We start from the raw sequence: 16,041 nt of genomic DNA on the forward strand, positions 1-16,041 counted from the left end.
CGCAGGAACTGCGCACGGGCTTTTTGCGGCCAACCGGCCCAGACCGCAGCCAGGGCCGGGCGCGCGGCATCCATCACCCGTTGCCACGGCACTCCGCGCACGGCCGCCTGCCGGACCGCCGCGCGGATGAGGCGGAGCGTCTGTATCGGGTCGCGCGCCTTGTCCGGATCAAGGAACGGCTCCACGCTACCGAGCCGGCCCGCCACATCCGCATGGACATGGGGCACCAGGCCATGGCGGGACACGCTCCAGATCGGCCCGCGATGGCCGCGCGCCTCGAGCATCAGCGCAACGTCCACCATGGTGAGGCCGGAGCCGATGAGGAGCACCGGCGCATCCGGCGCAAGACTGTCGATGTCCTGCCATCGCCACGGGTCCGGAACGAACAGCGGACTGTCATAGACGCCGCCGTCGCGGGTCCGCGGCGGACGGGGCGGGAGATTGCCCGTTGCGAGCACAACATGGGTGCCCTCGATGCGCCGCCCATCGGAAAGGGTGACGCTGGGCACCGGGCGATCTGAAACCCGCACGGCCTCGCCGCGAACCCGGCGCAGACGCCCGTTGCGGGCTGCGAGCGCCGTTTCCAGCCGCTCGGCGAGGTAGGCCCCGAACAAGGCGCGCGGGACGAAGGCGCGGGCGAGATCGCCCCCCGCCTCCTCGATGGCGGCGGAAAGTTCGGCGCCACTCGCCTTCAGCCAATGGGCGAAGCTCGGTTTGAGGCCGACCTCCATGCGCGCTACCGGCACGTTGAGCAGGTGGAGCGGATCGCAGGCGCCATAAGCGAGGCCGGGGCCGGCCTTCGCCTCCCGCTCCACCAGCACCACATCGAGCCGCGCGGCTGCCGCCGCCAACGCGAACAGTGTTCCGCTGAAGCCGCCGCCGACGACCACGACGGTGGTACGCGCATCCCGCTGCGGTTCCGAGCCCTGCGTTTCCCAGGCATTCAGCATGGCGTTGCTCCTCGCGAGGCGGTCCGGTCAGGAGGCGGAGACACGGCGCGCCTCGGGAACGATGGCATTGCCGATGATCTCCCCGAACGGGCCGCGATGATTGGTGACAACGCCCGGCGCGCCGGTTCCGGCTGCCCGCGGCAGCAAAGGCAGCACGCTTTCGCCGAAGCGATAGGCCTCCTCCAGGTGAGGGTAGCCCGAGAGCACGAAGGTATCGACGCCCACCGCCATGTATTCCTTCAACCGCTCGGCCACGGTCTCCGGATCGCCGACCAGAGCGGTTCCGGCGCCGCCGCGCACGAGGCCGACGCCAGCCCACAGATTGGGCGCCACCTCCAGCCTGTCGCGCCGGCCGCCATGCAGCGCGCTCATGCGGCGCTGGCCTTCGGAATCCATGCGCGAGAACACCTTCTGCGCCTCGGCGACGGTGGTGTCGTCCACGTAGCGGATCAGGTCGTCCGCCGCCGCCCAGGCCTGCGCCGCCGTATCGCGGACGATAACATGGAGGCGCACGCCGAACGTCACCTCGCGGCCGAGCGCGGCAGCGCGGGCGCGGATGTCCCGGATTTTCTCAGCGACCTGCGCCGGGGGCTCGCCCCAGGTGAGATACTTCTGCACCTGCCGCGCCGCCACGTCATGGGCCGGCGCGGAGGAGCCGCCGAAGAACAAGGGCGGGTGCGGCTGCTGGACCGGCGGATAGAGCAGCTTGCCGCCCTCCACCCTGAAGTGCTTGCCCTCGAAGTTCACGTCCTCGCCCTTGAGAAGGCGGGTGTAGATGTCGAGGAACTCGGCGGTGATCTCGTAACGCTCCGCATGGTCGGCGAAAAAGCCGTCGCCCCTGTTCTCCACCGGGTCGCCGCCGGTGACGACATTGATCAGGGCGCGACCGCCGGAGATGCGGTCGAGCGTCGCCGTCATGCGCGCGGCCACCGCCGGCGAGAGCAGACCGGGGCGCACCGCCACCAGAAAGCGCAGGCGTTCGGTGAGGCCGGCGAGGGCGGACGCCACGATCCAGCTGTCCTCGCAGCTTCGGCCGGTCGGAATGAGCACGCCGAAATAGCCGAGCTGGTCCGCCGCCTGGGCGATCTGCCGGAGATAGCCGAGGCTCACCTCGCGCGCCTTGTGCGACGTGCCGAGATAGTGGCCGTCCCCATGGGTGGGCAGGAACCACAGCACGTTGGCTTCTGTCGCGGCGGGCAGGGTCGGATCGGCGACAGGGGAGGACGGGGCGAGGGTCATGGACAGGCTCCGGATGGGCCGGGAGCGTCGGGGTCACGCGCTCCGGCATTAATTCAATAAACTTTATAGAATTTATTGACCAACTTTGATCCGCCTGTCTATTCTTTTCTCCGATCCACCCCCTCCGGTTTCCTCCGGAGGGGCGCTGGAACGTGTTGCCCTGAGGGGCTGAACCCGCGGGCAGGACCTTTTCGCCCGCACGTTCGAAGAAGGCAGATCGATGAACGCGCACGTCTCCGCCCCCCTGAGCCAGCCGGCCCAAATCGCTCCCGCCCCCGTTCCCGAGCTTTCCGCCGCCTCGCTCGCCTTTCGCAGTGCCATGCGCAAGCTGGCCGGCGCCGTGAGCGTGCTCACGGTGGGCCAGGGCGACGAGCGCACCGGCCTCACAGCGACATCGGTCACCTCCCTTTCGGTGGAGCCGCCGACGCTTCTCATCTGCGTCAATCGCGCCACCTCCTCGGTGGTGCCGCTGCTGAAGGAGCGTGCCTTCGCCATCAACGTGCTGAGGCCGCATCACGAGCCGGTGGCGGACCGCTTCGCCGGCAAGGGCGGTCTCAAGGGGCCGGCCCGCTATGACGGCGCCGACTGGACCCGCCTCTCCACCGGCGCGCCGGTGCTCGCCGACGCGCTCGCCGCCTTCGACTGCGAGCTGGAAGACGCCATCGAGCGGCACTCTCATCTCATCGTCATCGGCCGGGTGGTCGCCTCCCGCATCACCGAGAGCGCCGAGCCCCTCCTCTACTGGGCCGGCAGCTATCGCGGCCTCTCCCTCTGACCCCCATTCAAAGGACCTCCGACATGAGCACGGGCATCACGCGCCGACACCTCGCCATCCTCGCCTCCGGCCTCGCGGGGGCGCTTGCCCTCGGCGCAGCTCCGGCGCGCGCACAGGAGAAGGTGGTGCGCATCGGCTATCAGAAATACGGCACCCTCATCCTGCTGAAGAACAAGGGGCTGCTGGAGCCTTTGCTGAAGTCGCTCGGCTACAGCGTGAAATGGGCCGAGTTCCCGGCCGGGCCGCAGTTGCTGGAAGCGCTCAATGCCGGCGCGGTGGACTTCGGCAACACCGGCGAGGCGCCGCCCATCTTCGCGCAGGCGGCCGGCGCGCCCCTCGTCTATGTGGGCTACGAGCCCGCCGCCCCGCAGGGCGAGGCCATCCTCGTGCCCAAGGACAGCCCGCTCAAGACCGTCGCCGACCTCAAGGGCAAGACAGTGGCGCTGAACAAGGGGTCCAACGTCCACTATCTCCTGGTGAAGGCGCTGGAGAAGGCGGGCGTGCCATATTCCGAGATCAAGACCGCCTATCTCACCCCGGCCGACGCCCGCGCCGCCTTCGAGCGCGGCTCGGTGGACGCCTGGGCCATCTGGGACCCCTTCCAGGCGGCGGCGGAGAAGACCATCGACGCGCGCCAGCTCGCCGACGGCACCGGCATCGTCTCGAACTACCAGTTCTATCTCTCCACCCGCGCCTTCGCGGACCAGGCGCCGCAGGTGGTGGACGTGCTGCTCAAGGGCGTCGCCGAGGTCGGCGCATGGGTGAAGGCAAACCCGAAGGCGGCCGCCGCCGAGTTCTCGCCGCTCATTGGCATCCCCGCCGCCATCCTCGAGGTCGCCCTCGCCCGCCAGCAGTATGACGTGAAGCCCATCACCCCCGAGGTGGCGGCGGCGCAGCAGCATGTGGCGGACGCCTTCCTCGCCCTCGGCCTCATCCCCAAGCCCATCCGCATCGCCGACGCCCTGCGCGCGCCGAAGTCGTGACCGGGACGCGAGGAGCCAGCCATGAGCCCGCCCGCCCACAGTGAGGCCGCCGTTCTTCCGGCGGCCACCGCATCCCTCGCCGCGGAACCCGCGGAAATCCGTCGCCTCGCCGGCGCCCGTGCCGCCGCGCTGGGCCGCGCGCTCCTGCCATGGGCGCTTCCCCTCGGGGTGCTGGCCCTGTGGCAGGCGGGGGCGGGCCTTGGCCTTCTCTCCTCGCGCGTGCTGCCGGCGCCGAGCGACGTGGCGGTCGCCTTCTGGCGGACGCTGGGCGACGGCTCGCTCCTGACCAATGTCGCGGTCTCGACCCGCCGGGCGCTGATCGGCCTCGCCATCGGCGGCTCCATCGGCTTTGCGCTGGGGGTGCTGAACGGCATCGTGCGGCCGGCGGAGACGGCGTTCGATTCCACCATGCAGATGCTGCGCAACGTGCCGCATCTCGCCATCATCCCGCTGGTGATCCTGTGGTTCGGCATCGATGAGGAGGCGAAGATCTTCCTCGTCGCCATCGGCGTCGCCTTCCCCATCTATCTCAACACCTTCCACGGCATCCGCACGGTGGACCGCGGGCTGGTAGAGATGGCGTGGGTCTATGGCCTGTCCAGCACCGCATTGTTCTGGCGCATCGTGCTGCCCGGGGCGCTGCCCTCGGTGCTCGTGGGGCTGCGCTACGCGCTCGGCATCATGTGGCTGACGCTGATCGTGGCCGAGACCATCTCCTCCACCGAGGGCATCGGCTACATGACCATGAACGCCCGCGAATTCCTGCAGACCGACGTGGTGGTGCTCGGCGTGCTCGCCTACGCCCTCCTCGGCAAGCTCGCCGACAGCTTTACCCGCGCCATCGAGCGGCGGGCGCTGGCGTGGCATCCCGCCTATCAGAACGGCTCGGAAGGAGCGGCCTGATGGAAATCTTCGCCGCCGCAGACGCCGACGTCGCCGCGAAGGTACGCGCCGACGAAATCCGCGCGACTTTCACCCCACCCGAGCCGCGCCAGAGCACCCCGCGCTGGAAGGGCGAGCCCATCCATCTCTCCGCCGTCACCAAGAGCTTCGGCGCCCGGCCCGTCCTGCGCCGGCTGGATCTGGACGTTCCGGCCGGGCAGTTCCTCGCCGTGGTCGGCCGCTCCGGTGGTGGCAAGACCACGCTCATGCGCCTCATCTGCGGGCTCGACCTCGCCACCTCCGGCGAGGTGCGGGTGGGTGAAAGCCGCGTCACCGGGCTGATGCCGCAGGTGCGCCTGCTGTTCCAGGATGCCCGCCTTGCGCCATGGCAGCGGGTGCTTGCCAATGTGGGCATCGCGCGCGGCCCGCACTGGCGCGAGGAGGCCCATGCGGCGCTGCGCGACGTGGGCCTCGCCGACCGTGGCCGCGACTGGCCGTCGGTGCTCTCCGGCGGGCAGAAGCAGCGCGTGTCGCTGGCCCGCGCCCTGGTCTCGCGCCCCGGCGTGCTGCTGCTGGACGAGCCCTTCGGCGCCCTTGATGCCTTAACCCGCACCGAGATGCACCGCCTCACCGAGCGCATCTGGACCGAGCACGGCTTCACCGTGGTGCTCATCACCCACGATGTGGCCGAGGCGGTGGCGCTGGCGGATCGGGTGGTGGTGCTGCGGCAGGGCGAGATCGCCCTCGACGTGCCGGTGGGCCTGCCCCGCCCGCGCAGCGGCATCGCATCCGCCGAGGCGCTCGACCTCCAGGGGCGCATTCTCGCCGCCGTCTGAACGCCCCCGCAAACAGAAAGGGCGCCCGGTGACGAGCCGGGCGCCCTTTTCTTTAGCGTTACGACCTCAGCGCTGGAGACCCCATGCGCGCACCGTGCGCTGCTCCACGAGGCGGAACAGCACTTCAATCAGAAGGCCAATCAGGATCACCGTGACGAGGCCCGCGAACACGCGGTCCGTCAGCAATTCATTACGGTTGCGATAGATGAACCAGCCAAGACCGCCCGAACGGGAGGAGACGCCGAACACCAGCTCCGCCGCGATCAAGGTACGCCAGGCGAAGGCCCACGCGATCTTCAGCCCCGACAGGAGCGAAGGCAGCGCCGCCGGAATGAGGATGAGCGCCACATAGGCCGGCCCCTTCAGCCCGTAGTTTCGACCGACGAGGCGCTGCGTCTCCGGCACCTGCTCAAACCCCGTGAGCGCCGCCAGCGCGAACGGCCAGAGCACCGCATGCACCATCACCAGCAGCAGGCTTGCCTCGCCGAGGCCGAGCCACATCATGGCGAGGGGCAGGAGGGCGATGGCCGGCAGCGGATTGAACATGGCGGTGAGAGTCAGCAGCACCTCCTTCACGAACGACACGGCGATCGCCACCGAGACGAACACCAGCGCGAGGGCCAGCGCCAGCACATAGCCCTTCACCAGCACCGTGAGCGAGGCGACCGAGGCGGGGAACAGATCCTCATGGCGCAGTGCCTCCACCAAGGCCGAGATGGTGTCGGTGAAGGTGGGAAAGAGCAGCGGGCTGTTCTGCCACGTGGCAGCCACCTGCCAGAGGACGGCGAGGCCGGCGAGCACCACCAGCCGGCGCACCAGGGTGAAGCGCCCGAGGCCAGCGCCGGCCGTGGCGAGCCATTGTGCCGGCGCTGTGCGGGTCGTGGCGTAGACCACCCGGAACAGGGCAGGCTGCCGGCTGAGATCGATGTCGGACATGGCGGACCTCATGGTCTTGTCAGGCAGCTCACAGGTGGAGAAATGCCAATTGATGTTCGTCAACTCGTTCCGGGCGCAACCAACGCCCCGGATCAGATCCTCAAAGCCGCAGGTCTCGACTAACTTCACGAGACGCCGGAAACACAACCTGATGTCGGCTTGATATTCTTCAAAAGCCTTGCGACAGTCCCACGCGTAAATTCACATGGGGGAGTGGGGTTAAATGGGGAAAAGAAGAAACATCAGCGTATTCAGTTCCGTATTTCTGCTTTTTACATTCGCTTCTTATATTGACGTTGCGTCAGCTCAGACCGGAAAGAGCGGCGAATTCACTATCCATAACGAGACCGAGGCAAATACTGTCGTCGGCTTCTATACAAATGACGGGACCGGCTGGAGTACCAACTGGCTGAGCGAGCCGGTCGGCCCCGGCGACAACGCCGCCCTCGTCTTCACCAAGACGAGCGGCCGTTGCCAGCAAACGCTGCGGGTCGGCTGGCGCGGGAAGTCGGGCGGCGAAGTGAAGGATGATCCGATCCGCATCGACATCTGCAAGGCCAGCAACGTCTACCTGCACGACAACGACATCACCTACGATTGAGCCATGGGCCGGCGGCGGAACACACACCGTCGCCGGCTCCCCTCGCGCTCCGCTCATCTCCACGGCCTTCGGCCCCTGCCCCGAACGTCAGTCATGGCGGGCTCCGTTGGCGAAGAGCAGGTCGCTGACCTCCCGCACCACCCCCTCGAAGGCCGGCGAGCCGCGCTCGGCGAGGCCGAGGCCGGAGGTGTCAAAGCTGGCAATGGTCCGGCCGGGATGGGCGGCCAGCAGATGCAGCCGCGTGCCGACCAGCACCGCCTCGTCGATGGCGTGGGTGACGAACACGAGCGTGAAGCCCTGTTCCTCTGCAAGCCGCAACAGATCTTCCTGAAGCGTCCGCCGCGTCAGGGCATCGAGCGCCGCGAAGGGCTCGTCCATCAGCAGCACATCCGGCTCGGCGGCGAGCGCTCGGGCGATGGCGGCGCGCTGCTTCATGCCGCCGGAAAGGGTGTGCGGATAGGCATCGAACGCGCGCGCGAGGCCCACCTTGGCCAGCGCCGCACGCGCCCGCTCGCGGGCTTCCTTCAGCGGTACCTTGCGGGCGACGCGCAGCGGGAAGGCCACGTTGTCCGTGATGCTCTTCCACGGCAGCAGCTGGTCGAACTCCTGGAACACCACGAGGCGATCCGGCCCCGGCCCGGTCACCGCCTTGCCGCGCAGGCTCACCGTGCCGGCGGCGGGCTTCAGGAATCCGGCCAGCGCCTTGAGGATGGAGGACTTGCCGCAGCCGGAGGGGCCGAGCAGCACAAGACGCTCGCGCGCATGGAGCGTAAAGCTCACATCCTCCACCGCCCGGTGGCGGCCGGCCTGCCCGACATAATCGAGCGTCAGGCCCCGCGCCTCCAGCACGGGCGGCGCGGTGTGGACGACGGGAGGCACGGCGGCGGAAACGGGGGCGTGAATGGTCATCGCTTCCCCCTCAGCTGCCCGACGCGGAGTGCAGGTCCTCGAAGGTGAAGTCCTTGAAGCTCGTGGGCTTCGCCTTGATGGCGCCGATGCGGTTCATGAAATCCGCGAACTTCAGCGTGCCCAGCGGCACGAGCGTGTATTGCGTGTCCCGATCGCTCAGCACCTCGGCGACGAAGGCGGGATCGAGCCTGGACTTCTCGACCTTCACATAGATGTCCGCCGCCTCCTTCTTGTTCTGCTCCACCCATTTGGTCGCTTCCTCGAAGGCTTCGAGGAAGGCCTTGTAGGTCTTCGGATTGTCCTGCCGGAACTTGACGGTGGCATAGGCCACGGTGGGCGTCACCGGGCCGCCGAAGATGTCGTAGGAGGAGAACACCTTGTGGATCTTCGGGTCCTTCAGCGCGTGGTTCTGGAACGGCGCGTTGGAGAGATAGCCTGTTATCTCGGTGGAGCCGGAGAGGAGGGCCGCCGTGGCATCCGGATGGGGCAGCGTCACCATCAGCGCGTCGAGCTTCTTCGCATTGCCCGGCCCGAAGGTCTGCTCGGCGGCGAGCTGGAGGATGCGCGCCTGAACCGACACGCCAGCCACCGGCATGGCGATCTTGTCCTTCTCCGTGAAGTCCTTGATGGTCTTCACGTTGGGATTGTTGGTGAGCAGATAGTTGGGCTGCGCGCCGAAGGCACCCACGATCTTCACCGCGTTGGAGGTGCCGCGCGTCTTGTCCCACAAGGTGAGGAACGGCCCGATGCCGGCGGAGGCGATGTCGATGTTGCCTGCGAGCAGGGCATCGTTCACCGCCGAGCCGCCCGAAAGCTGGATCCACTCCACCTTGATGTCGATGCCCAGCGCCTTGCCGCGCTGCTCCACCAGCCCCTTTTCCTTCATCACGTGGAAGGGCGTGTAGAGGGTGCCGAACTGCTGGGCGATACGCAGCACGCCTTCCGCCTGAGCGGGGGCGGCGGCCAAGATGGGCGCGACAACGGGCGCAAGGGCGAGAGCGGCGGCAAGGCCGAGGACGGTGCGACGGGTTTTCATCTCGAAAGACCTCTCGAAGACTGCTCAGGAGACGGCGGCGAGGCGCCGCTCCGCGCTGTGGGAGCCCACGGCGAATTCGTTGACGATGTTGTCGGACACCTTGCGGCGGCGGCCGTCGATGCCGAGTTCGGGGAACAGCAATTCCGCCACCCGGTAGGCCTCTTCCAGGTGCGGGTAGCCCGAGCCGATGAAGGTCTCGATGCCGATCTCCTGATACTCGCGGATGCGGGCGGCGACACTCTTGGGGTCGCCAACCAGCGCGGTGCCGGCGCCGCGGCGCACGAGGCCGATGCCGGCCCACAGGTTCGGCGCGATCTCCAGCTTGTTGCGGTCGCCCGGCTGGAGCGCGGCCATGCGCGCCTGGCCGACGGAATCCATCTCGACCTTGAAGCGCTTCTGCGCGTTCTCGATCTGCGCGTCGGAGATGCGGGAGATGAGCCTGTCGGCGGCGGCCCAGGCCTCCGCCTCGGTCTCGCGCACGATGAAGTGGATGCGCAGGCCGAATTTCAGCTTGCGCCCGCGCTTGGCCGCACGAGCCTGCACGTCCGCGAGCTTGTCCTTCAGGATGTGGGGCGGCTCGCCCCAGGAGAGATAAGTGGTGACATGCTCGGCCGCGACCTCGTGGCCGGCCTCGGAAGAGCCGCCGAACCACAAAGGCGGGTGCGGCTTCTGCACCACCGGGAAATCGAGCCGTCCGTGGGCGACGCGATAATACTTGCCCTCGAAATCCACCGTCCTGCCGGCCACGAGATCGCGCCAGATGGTCAGGAACTCATCCGCCTGGGCATAGCGCTCGTCATGCTCCAGGAAGATGCCGTCGGCGCCGAGCTCCGCGGGATGGCCGCCGACCACGACGTTGAGCAGCAGCCGGCCGTCGCTGAGCCGATCGAGGGCCGCGGCCTGCCGCGCGGCGAAAGCCGGCGAGGTGACACCGGGCCGCAGCGCCACGAGGAATTTCAGACGCTCGGTGGCGGTGGCAAGGCCCGCCGCGGTGATCCAGCTGTCCTCGCAGCTCTGGCCGGTGGGCAAAAGCACGCCCTTGAATCCGAACCGGTCAACCGCCTGTGCCACCTCGCGGAAATAGGCGAATTCCGGCGGCCGCTGCTGCGTTTCCGAGCCGAGATAGGAGCCGTCGCCATGGGTCGGGATGAACCAGAACAGGTCCGGCGGGGCGGCTGGAGACTGGAACGCGCTCATGGGGAACTCCGTTAGTCCCCATAGAGGAAGCGGGCTTTATATGATAAAGTCAATAGAATTTATTTTTTTAACAAATCGCCGGCTTTTTCAATGTCATTCCAGATCATTGCCGGAAAGCGCCCTGCGAAGAGCGGTCGCGGACATGAGGGCGGGCACGAGAACAGAAGTCGATCACCAAACCAGCCTAACGTCTCGGTTAAGTTCCATTGACCGTCGTAAGGTGCGACCTTAGAAGGTTGGGCCAAGGATCCCAACGACAGCTCCACGGGCGAGTGCGCATGGCCCGCGGTGTCACTTCCACCGTGTAAAGGGTTCGCGCGACCGGAACGGATCGGCGGTCTGATGGCCAACCCTGCCTGGGATGAAAGTTACGGTTGGCGCGTCGGCGCGATGACGCTCCTCGAGGCACTCCTGCTGATCGGCACGGGCAGCCTCTGGTTCGTTGCACTGATGATGATGGACCGACCGCTTCTGGCCGGGCTCAATCTCGCCGTAGCCGCCTTCGGGGCGAGCCAGCTGGTCCTGTTGCTGCGCGGGCGGCTCCGTCTTGCGACGATCCTCGCGGTCCACCTCGTGCCTCTGGCCATCGCGGCCTCCTGCCTGTTCGACAATCCCCCCCTCGGCGTGCCGAAGGCAACGGTCCTTTACTTCCTCCCGATGGCGGCCGGCTGTTACTTTGCGTTCCAGCGCGATGAACATTACCTGCGGATTGTCCTGCCGGCCAGTTACCTCGTCGCCTTCGTCGCCTTCAGCCTCCTGCCGCTGGCGATCAGCGACCCCGCGCTGCTCATCCCGCCTGAGGCAGCCCCCGTCGCGGCATGGGTGAACACCCTTTCGGCCCTCGTTGCCTTGGTCTTCATCTTCGTGCCGATGCACGCCGATCCGACGGACCGTCGCTCCTTGGAATACGACTTGCGTCGGGCCATCGCCGGCGGGGAATTCCACCTTTATTATCAGCCGCAGGTGGATCGGGGCGGGCGGGTGCTTGGGGCGGAGGCGCTTCTTCGCTGGCGCCATCCACGGCGCGGCGAGGTTCCTCCCGACCAGTTCATTCCGCTGGCGGAGGAAACCGGCCAGATCGTTCCCATCGGGGACTGGGTTCTGCGTGCCGCCTGCGCACAGCTCGCCAAGTGGAACACACAGCCGCAGACCGCGCATCTGACGCTCTCGGTCAATATCAGCGTCGCCCAGTTCCTTCAGCCCGACTTCGTCCGAGACGTCATGAATATCGTCATGTGGAGCGGCTGCGACGTGTCGCAGCTGAAGATGGAGCTGACAGAAAGCATGCTGACCGCGAACGCGCCCGACATGGGCGCCCGAATGCAGGCTTTGTGCGACATAGGCCTCGCCTGGGCCCTCGATGACCTGGGCACCGGCTATTCGTCTCTCCAGTCCCTTAGCCGGTTTCCCTTCGCCCAGATCAAGCTCGATCAGTCGTTCGTGCGCGGCCTGCCGGCCGACGAGTCGAGTCTGCGCATCGTGGAGGCCATGATTTCCCTGGCCGACACTCTCTCCCTCATGTCCGTCGCCGAGGGCGTCGAGACGGAGGAACAGTTCAGATGCCTGGTGGAGGCCGGGTGTCAGGTGTTCCAGGGCTATCTGTTCGGCCGCCCCATGGACATCGACCGCTTCGACGCGCTCATCACATCCGCACCGGACGCGCCCGCCGGGAGCGCGGATGGCGGCGACGCGTCCCCCGAGCGGTAGGCGCGGGCCGACGTGCCGGGGTGCATTTGCCAGCGATCCTGCCTAAATGGGTGCCGTTGAGCCTTCGCTGCAAGGAGCCGCGCGCCGCCCCATGATCCGTTTCCTGCTCCGCTTCACCGGATTCTGGCTGCTTGCTGGCGGCTTCGTCGCGCTCATCGTGGATGGCACGCGCTCCATTGCGGCCTCCGGCCTCGTCTTCACATCGGCCGGAGATGCCTGGTTCGCCTTGGCGCCGGGCAGCCTGGAGCGGGCGGAGACCTCGGCCAAGGCCGGGATGCCGGCCGTGTGGAACACGGTTCTGCTCCCGCTCCTCTCCATGCCGGCCTTCGCGCTTCTCCTGCTGATCGGGCTGATCCTGATGGGCCTCGGCCGGGTGCGCGAGCGCTCGCGCTTCGAGATCGGCTGATCTCCCAAGCCCTCCCCTCGCGCAAGCACGGCCGCATCCCCATATTGGGGATCCAGCGGGGTTTCTCCCCCTGCCCCATCCAACACCATGCCGTGACCGCAGGGTCCGATACCCTCCGGTTGCGAGACGAGGAGCCCGCCATGTTCTGGCAGAAGAAGTCCCTCGACCTGCCCACCGCCGCCGAGGCCCTGCCCGGCCGCGCCGCCGCCATCCCCACCGCCGAAGTTCATTACGTCAACGGCCACGCCCTGAAGGGTCCGTATCCGAAGGGCTTTGAGACCGCAGTGTTCGCCCTCGGCTGCTTCTGGGGCGCCGAGCGCAAGTTCTGGCAGCAGGATGGCGTTTGGGCGACGGCTGTCGGCTATGTCGCCGGCCATACGCCGAACCCCACCTATGAGGAGGTCTGCTCCGGCCGCACCGGCCATACCGAGGCGGTGCTGGTGGTCTATAATGCCGCGGTGGTGTCCTACGCCGAACTGGTCAAGCTCTTCTTCGAGAGCCATGACCCGACACAGGGGATGCGGCAGGGCAATGATGTCGGAACGCAGTACCGCTCCGGGATCTATGTCGCCGGGCCGGAGCAGCGTGCCGAGGCGGAGGCGGTGAAGGCGGCCTACGAGCCGGCGCTGAAGGCGCGAGGCTTCCCCGCCATCACCACGGAGATTGTCGATCTCGGGCCGTTCTATTTCGCCGAGGGATACCACCAGCAGTATCTGGCGAAGAACCCCAACGGCTATTGCGGGCTCGGTGGCACCGGCGTCTCCTGCCCCATCGGCACCGGCGTCGCCGCGCAGTAGGGCAAACGCGAAGCCGGGCTGACGCGCCTGACCTTGAGCTGATGCGCCTTGCCAAATCGACACGCGGCGGGCTTGAGTGGGCGCCTCTCATCTGGTCCCCATCATGCCCGCTGCTCCTTCCCGTACCCTCCTCGCGCGCGGCCACGCCCTACACCTCGGGCCGCGCACCCTCATCATGGGCATCCTCAATGTGACGCCCGATTCCTTCTCGGACGGCGGCCGCAGCGCTGCGCCCGACGACGCTCTGGCCAATGCCCGGCGCCTCGTCGCCGAAGGCGCCGAAATCCTCGACGTGGGCGGCGAATCGACGCGGCCGGGCCATACGCCGGTTGCGGCGGAGGACGAGTGGGCGCGCATCGCCCCGGTCATTCCCGCCCTTGTGGCGGAGATGGGCGTGCCGGTCTCGGTGGACACCTACAAGGCCGAGGTGGCCCGCCGCGCGCTTCAGGCCGGAGCCAGCATCGTCAACGACGTGTGGGGCTTCACCCACGATCCCGACATGGCCAAGGTGGTGGCCGACTACGATGCCGCGGCGGTCGTGATGCACAATCGCGCCGAGGTGGACGAATCCCTCGATATCGTTTCGGAGATGCTGGGCTTCTTCGAGCGGGTGCTGGAGATCGCCGACCGCGCCAGCGTGAAGCGGGAAAAGCTCGTGCTCGACCCCGGCATCGGCTTCGGCAAGAGCTTCCCGCAGAACCTCACCGCCATCCGGCGCCTGCCGGAGCTGCGCGTGCTGGGCTTGCCGATCCTCCTCGGCACATCGCGCAAGTCGTTGATCGGCAAGGTGATCCAGACAACGCCGCAGGAACGGGTACCCGGCACCATCGCCTCCAACGTCATCGCCATCATGGATGGAGTGGAGATCATCCGGGTCCACGACGTGGCGGCCCATGTGCAGGCGGCCCGTGTCGCCGAGGCGATCCGGGACGCATCATGACGATCGCCTATCTCTGCCTCGGCTCCAACGTGGGCGACCGCGCGCAGACCATGGCGCAGGCGCTGGCCACCCTGTGCCGCGCCGGTCTCACCCTGCGCCGCAGCTCCTCTTATTACGAGACACCGCCCTGGGGGCCCGTGCCGCAGGGGCCTTATCTGAACCAGGTGGTGGAGGTGGACAGCCCCATCGGGCCGAAAAGCCTTCTGGCGCTGGGCCTTGAGGTCGAGCGGATGCTGGGGCGTGACCGGCCCAACGAGGTGCGCTTCGGCCCGCGCCGCATCGATATCGATATTCTGCTGTTCGGCGATGAGACCGTGCGGGAGGAGGATCTCGAAATCCCCCATCCCCGCCTCATGGAGCGCGCTTTCGCGCTGGTGCCGCTCACTGAGATCGCGCCCGACATCGTGGTCGGCGGCGTCCGTGCGGCAGAGGCGCTGGCCAAGCTCGACCAGAGCGGCATCACGCGCCACGAAGACAGCGCGTCCCACGCATGAAAATGCCCCGCGCCAAGAGACGCGGGGCCGGGGCGCGAGGCCCGTCCTTGCAGGAGCGTTCGGCTCACATGGTCCGGATGTTGGTCGACCAGGTATCGACCTGGCGCTTCACCTCGTCCTTCGCATAGCCGTAGCGCTCCTGCAGCTTGCCTTCGAGAACCTCGCGGTTCCCGTTGATCTCGGTGAGGTCGTCGTCGGTAAGCTTGCCCCACTGGGACTTCAGATTGCCCGTGAACTGCTTCCAGTTGCCTTCGATGCGATCCCAATTCATCGGCTCGTCCTCTGTGTGGGTGGAAAGATGCAACAAGAACGTTCACGCTTGAGGGGGAGTTCCGCTAAGTGTTGCGTATTGGGGGAGGAGCGATGACCGCCGCGGTGCACGACGACGAAAAGCTGGCCGCAGGCGTCGCGAGGGGAGAGAGGGCAGCGCTGGCGCGGGCCATCACCCTTGTCGAATCCCGCCGCGCAGACCACCGCCGCCGCGCCCAGGCGCTGCTCCAGTCGCTCCTGCCGAGAACCGGGAACGCCTATCGCATTGGCATCACCGGGGTGCCCGGCGTCGGCAAGTCCACCACCATCGATGGGCTCGGCACCTATCTGACGGGGCTGGGCCACAGGGTGGCGGTGCTGGCGGTGGACCCCTCCTCCACCCGCACCGGCGGCTCCATCCTCGGCGACAAGACGCGCATGGCCCGCCTTTCGGTGGACCCCGCCGCCTTCATCCGCCCCTCCCCGTCCGGCGGCACGCTGGGCGGCATCGCGGCCAAGACGCGCGAGACCATGCTTTTGTGCGAGGCCGCCGGCTTCGACGTGGTGCTGGTGGAAACGGTGGGCGTCGGCCAGTCGGAGACGGCCGTGGCCGATCTCACCGACACCTTCCTCGTGCTCATGCTGCCCGGCGCGGGCGACGAATTGCAGGGCATCAAGAAGGGTGTGCTGGAGCTGGCGGACATCGTGGCCGTGAACAAGGCCGATGGCGACAACATCCCCCGCGCACGGGCGGCGGCCGGCGAATATCGCGCCGCGCTGCACCTCCTCGGGGCGCGGGAGGCGCACTGGTCGCCGCCGGTCCTCACCTATTCCGCGCTGACCGGAGACGGCATTCCCGGCGTTTGGGAGCAGGTCATCCTGCACCGGCAGAAATGCGAGGCGGCCGGCACGTTCGCCGCCACCCGCCGTGCCCAGCAGGTCCGCTGGATGTGGACGCTGCTGAACGAGCGCCTCGCCGAGAAGGTCGCCCACGATCCCGGCGTAAAGGCCCGGCTTCCGGCGCTGGAGCGGGAGGTCGCCGAAGGCGCCCTCTCCCCGGCCCTCGCCGCGGCCGAAATCGCCGGGCTGATCGGGCTGTAAGGC

18 protein-coding genes (1 of these 18 running past the window's edge) are annotated in these 16,041 nt (G+C 67.7%); 11 read left to right on the top strand and 7 right to left on the bottom strand.

Annotated elements, in window-relative coordinates; translation table 11 throughout:
- Together XAN126_RS0122600 and ssuD (XAN126_RS0122605) are read right to left on the bottom strand one after the other, a co-directional pair.
- Positions 1 to 950 carry the 5' portion of an FAD/NAD(P)-binding protein gene (locus tag XAN126_RS0122600; protein WP_024280827.1) on the bottom strand. The gene continues 535 nt to the left of window position 1, outside the view, so only the first 950 of its 1,485 coding nucleotides appear in the window; it begins with the start codon at positions 948 to 950; its stop codon lies beyond the left edge, outside the window.
- 27 nt (positions 951 to 977) lie between these two features.
- On the bottom strand, positions 978 to 2,189 hold the full coding sequence (ssuD, locus tag XAN126_RS0122605; protein WP_024280828.1) for an FMNH2-dependent alkanesulfonate monooxygenase: 1,212 nt from the start codon (positions 2,187 to 2,189) through the stop codon (positions 978 to 980).
- A gap of 220 nt (positions 2,190 to 2,409) precedes the next feature.
- Between ssuD (XAN126_RS0122605) and XAN126_RS0122610 the strand changes: the two genes are divergently transcribed.
- From XAN126_RS0122610 to XAN126_RS0122625, 4 genes are read left to right on the top strand one after another with little or no spacing between them, the layout of a single operon-like run.
- Positions 2,410 to 2,964 (top strand): flavin reductase family protein, encoded by a 555-nt coding sequence (locus XAN126_RS0122610; RefSeq protein ID WP_024280829.1) that lies wholly within the window; start codon positions 2,410 to 2,412, stop codon positions 2,962 to 2,964.
- A 23-nt stretch (positions 2,965 to 2,987) separates the two neighbouring features.
- Positions 2,988 to 3,947, top strand: coding sequence for a sulfonate ABC transporter substrate-binding protein (locus tag XAN126_RS0122615; RefSeq protein WP_024280830.1), 960 nt, complete (start codon positions 2,988 to 2,990; stop codon positions 3,945 to 3,947).
- 21 nt (positions 3,948 to 3,968) lie between these two features.
- Positions 3,969 to 4,850 carry an aliphatic sulfonate ABC transporter permease SsuC gene (gene ssuC / locus XAN126_RS0122620; RefSeq protein WP_024280831.1) on the top strand — a complete coding sequence of 294 codons (882 nt, stop codon included), beginning with the start codon at positions 3,969 to 3,971 and terminating at the stop codon, positions 4,848 to 4,850.
- A complete protein-coding gene (locus XAN126_RS0122625) occupies positions 4,850 to 5,665 on the top strand; it encodes an ATP-binding cassette domain-containing protein (RefSeq protein ID WP_024280832.1) in 816 nt (271 codons plus the stop codon). Before ssuC ends, XAN126_RS0122625 begins: the two co-directional genes overlap by 1 nt.
- Positions 5,666 to 5,731: 66 nt before the next feature.
- Here XAN126_RS0122625 and XAN126_RS0122630 read toward each other — a convergent pair whose 3' ends face one another.
- Positions 5,732 to 6,601, bottom strand: a complete 870-nt coding sequence (locus XAN126_RS0122630) for an ABC transporter permease (RefSeq protein WP_024280833.1) — start codon at positions 6,599 to 6,601, stop codon at positions 5,732 to 5,734.
- A gap of 223 nt (positions 6,602 to 6,824) precedes the next feature.
- Here XAN126_RS0122630 and XAN126_RS0122635 point away from each other — a divergent pair, with 223 nt between their 5' ends.
- Positions 6,825 to 7,202, top strand: coding sequence for a hypothetical protein (locus XAN126_RS0122635; protein WP_029877612.1), 378 nt, complete (start codon positions 6,825 to 6,827; stop codon positions 7,200 to 7,202).
- Between the two features lie 87 nt (positions 7,203 to 7,289).
- Here XAN126_RS0122635 and XAN126_RS0122640 read toward each other — a convergent pair whose 3' ends face one another.
- The 3 genes from XAN126_RS0122640 to ssuD (XAN126_RS0122650) are packed head-to-tail and all read right to left on the bottom strand — an operon-like array spanning position 7,290 to position 10,344.
- Positions 7,290 to 8,111 (bottom strand): ATP-binding cassette domain-containing protein, encoded by an 822-nt coding sequence (locus XAN126_RS0122640; RefSeq protein WP_051460665.1) that lies wholly within the window; start codon positions 8,109 to 8,111, stop codon positions 7,290 to 7,292.
- A 10-nt stretch (positions 8,112 to 8,121) separates the two neighbouring features.
- Positions 8,122 to 9,147: an ABC transporter substrate-binding protein gene (locus XAN126_RS0122645; protein ID WP_024280835.1), complete on the bottom strand. Its 1,026-nt coding sequence runs from the start codon at positions 9,145 to 9,147 to the stop codon at positions 8,122 to 8,124.
- A gap of 24 nt (positions 9,148 to 9,171) precedes the next feature.
- Entirely contained in the window at positions 9,172 to 10,344 is a 1,173-nt protein-coding gene (gene ssuD, locus XAN126_RS0122650) for an FMNH2-dependent alkanesulfonate monooxygenase (protein ID WP_024280836.1), read from the bottom strand.
- A 342-nt stretch (positions 10,345 to 10,686) separates the two neighbouring features.
- Between ssuD (XAN126_RS0122650) and XAN126_RS0122655 the strand changes: the two genes are divergently transcribed.
- The 5 genes from XAN126_RS0122655 (at position 10,687) to folK (ending at position 14,688) form a co-directional block, all read left to right on the top strand.
- Positions 10,687 to 12,051 carry an EAL domain-containing protein gene (locus XAN126_RS0122655; RefSeq protein WP_024280837.1) on the top strand — a complete coding sequence of 455 codons (1,365 nt, stop codon included), beginning with the start codon at positions 10,687 to 10,689 and terminating at the stop codon, positions 12,049 to 12,051.
- A 91-nt stretch (positions 12,052 to 12,142) separates the two neighbouring features.
- Entirely contained in the window at positions 12,143 to 12,457 is a 315-nt protein-coding gene (locus XAN126_RS0122660) for a hypothetical protein (protein WP_024280838.1), read from the top strand.
- Positions 12,458 to 12,597: 140 nt separating this feature from the next.
- Entirely contained in the window at positions 12,598 to 13,254 is a 657-nt protein-coding gene (msrA, locus tag XAN126_RS0122665) for a peptide-methionine (S)-S-oxide reductase MsrA (protein WP_024280839.1), read from the top strand.
- A 103-nt stretch (positions 13,255 to 13,357) separates the two neighbouring features.
- On the top strand, positions 13,358 to 14,194 hold the full coding sequence (gene folP, locus XAN126_RS0122670; RefSeq protein ID WP_029877614.1) for a dihydropteroate synthase: 837 nt from the start codon (positions 13,358 to 13,360) through the stop codon (positions 14,192 to 14,194).
- Complete coding sequence (folK, locus tag XAN126_RS0122675; RefSeq protein WP_024280841.1) at positions 14,191 to 14,688, top strand: 2-amino-4-hydroxy-6-hydroxymethyldihydropteridine diphosphokinase; 498 nt, start codon at positions 14,191 to 14,193, stop codon at positions 14,686 to 14,688. The genes folP and folK overlap by 4 nt, the downstream gene beginning before the upstream one ends.
- Positions 14,689 to 14,752: 64 nt before the next feature.
- Here the strand turns inward: folK and XAN126_RS0122680 are convergent, their stop codons facing one another.
- The gene (locus XAN126_RS0122680) at positions 14,753 to 14,959 is read right to left on the bottom strand and encodes a CsbD family protein (RefSeq protein WP_024280842.1); all 207 of its coding nucleotides are present in this window, start codon (positions 14,957 to 14,959) and stop codon (positions 14,753 to 14,755) included.
- Between the two features lie 92 nt (positions 14,960 to 15,051).
- Here XAN126_RS0122680 and meaB point away from each other — a divergent pair, with 92 nt between their 5' ends.
- Positions 15,052 to 16,038 (top strand): methylmalonyl Co-A mutase-associated GTPase MeaB, encoded by a 987-nt coding sequence (meaB, locus tag XAN126_RS0122685; RefSeq protein ID WP_024280843.1) that lies wholly within the window; start codon positions 15,052 to 15,054, stop codon positions 16,036 to 16,038.
- Positions 16,039 to 16,041 lie beyond the last annotated feature (3 nt).

Origin of the sequence: Xanthobacter sp. 126, assembly GCF_000526175.1 — a bacterium.
Taxonomy (GTDB): Bacteria; Pseudomonadota; Alphaproteobacteria; order Rhizobiales; family Xanthobacteraceae; genus Xanthobacter; species Xanthobacter aminoxidans.

Excerpts from the sequence above, each read along its gene's own strand:
- ssuC (WP_024280831.1), top strand. The coding sequence starts at position 3,969 with ATGAGCCCGCCCGCCCACAGTGAGGCCGCCGTTCTTCCGGCGGCCACC.
- meaB (WP_024280843.1), top strand. The coding sequence starts at position 15,052 with ATGACCGCCGCGGTGCACGACGACGAAAAGCTGGCCGCAGGCGTCGCG.
- ssuD (WP_024280836.1), bottom strand. The coding sequence starts at position 10,344 with ATGAGCGCGTTCCAGTCTCCAGCCGCCCCGCCGGACCTGTTCTGGTTC.
- XAN126_RS0122625 (WP_024280832.1), top strand. The coding sequence starts at position 4,850 with ATGGAAATCTTCGCCGCCGCAGACGCCGACGTCGCCGCGAAGGTACGC.
- ssuD (WP_024280828.1), bottom strand. The coding sequence starts at position 2,189 with ATGACCCTCGCCCCGTCCTCCCCTGTCGCCGATCCGACCCTGCCCGCC.
- msrA (WP_024280839.1), top strand. The coding sequence starts at position 12,598 with ATGTTCTGGCAGAAGAAGTCCCTCGACCTGCCCACCGCCGCCGAGGCC.
- XAN126_RS0122640 (WP_051460665.1), bottom strand. The coding sequence starts at position 8,111 with ATGACCATTCACGCCCCCGTTTCCGCCGCCGTGCCTCCCGTCGTCCAC.
- XAN126_RS0122635 (WP_029877612.1), top strand. The coding sequence starts at position 6,825 with ATGGGGAAAAGAAGAAACATCAGCGTATTCAGTTCCGTATTTCTGCTT.
- folP (WP_029877614.1), top strand. The coding sequence starts at position 13,358 with ATGCCCGCTGCTCCTTCCCGTACCCTCCTCGCGCGCGGCCACGCCCTA.
- XAN126_RS0122615 (WP_024280830.1), top strand. The coding sequence starts at position 2,988 with ATGAGCACGGGCATCACGCGCCGACACCTCGCCATCCTCGCCTCCGGC.
- XAN126_RS0122655 (WP_024280837.1), top strand. The coding sequence starts at position 10,687 with ATGGCCAACCCTGCCTGGGATGAAAGTTACGGTTGGCGCGTCGGCGCG.
- XAN126_RS0122630 (WP_024280833.1), bottom strand. The coding sequence starts at position 6,601 with ATGTCCGACATCGATCTCAGCCGGCAGCCTGCCCTGTTCCGGGTGGTC.
- XAN126_RS0122645 (WP_024280835.1), bottom strand. The coding sequence starts at position 9,147 with ATGAAAACCCGTCGCACCGTCCTCGGCCTTGCCGCCGCTCTCGCCCTT.
- folK (WP_024280841.1), top strand. The coding sequence starts at position 14,191 with ATGACGATCGCCTATCTCTGCCTCGGCTCCAACGTGGGCGACCGCGCG.
- XAN126_RS0122610 (WP_024280829.1), top strand. The coding sequence starts at position 2,410 with ATGAACGCGCACGTCTCCGCCCCCCTGAGCCAGCCGGCCCAAATCGCT.
- XAN126_RS0122660 (WP_024280838.1), top strand. The coding sequence starts at position 12,143 with ATGATCCGTTTCCTGCTCCGCTTCACCGGATTCTGGCTGCTTGCTGGC.
- XAN126_RS0122680 (WP_024280842.1), bottom strand. The coding sequence starts at position 14,959 with ATGAATTGGGATCGCATCGAAGGCAACTGGAAGCAGTTCACGGGCAAT.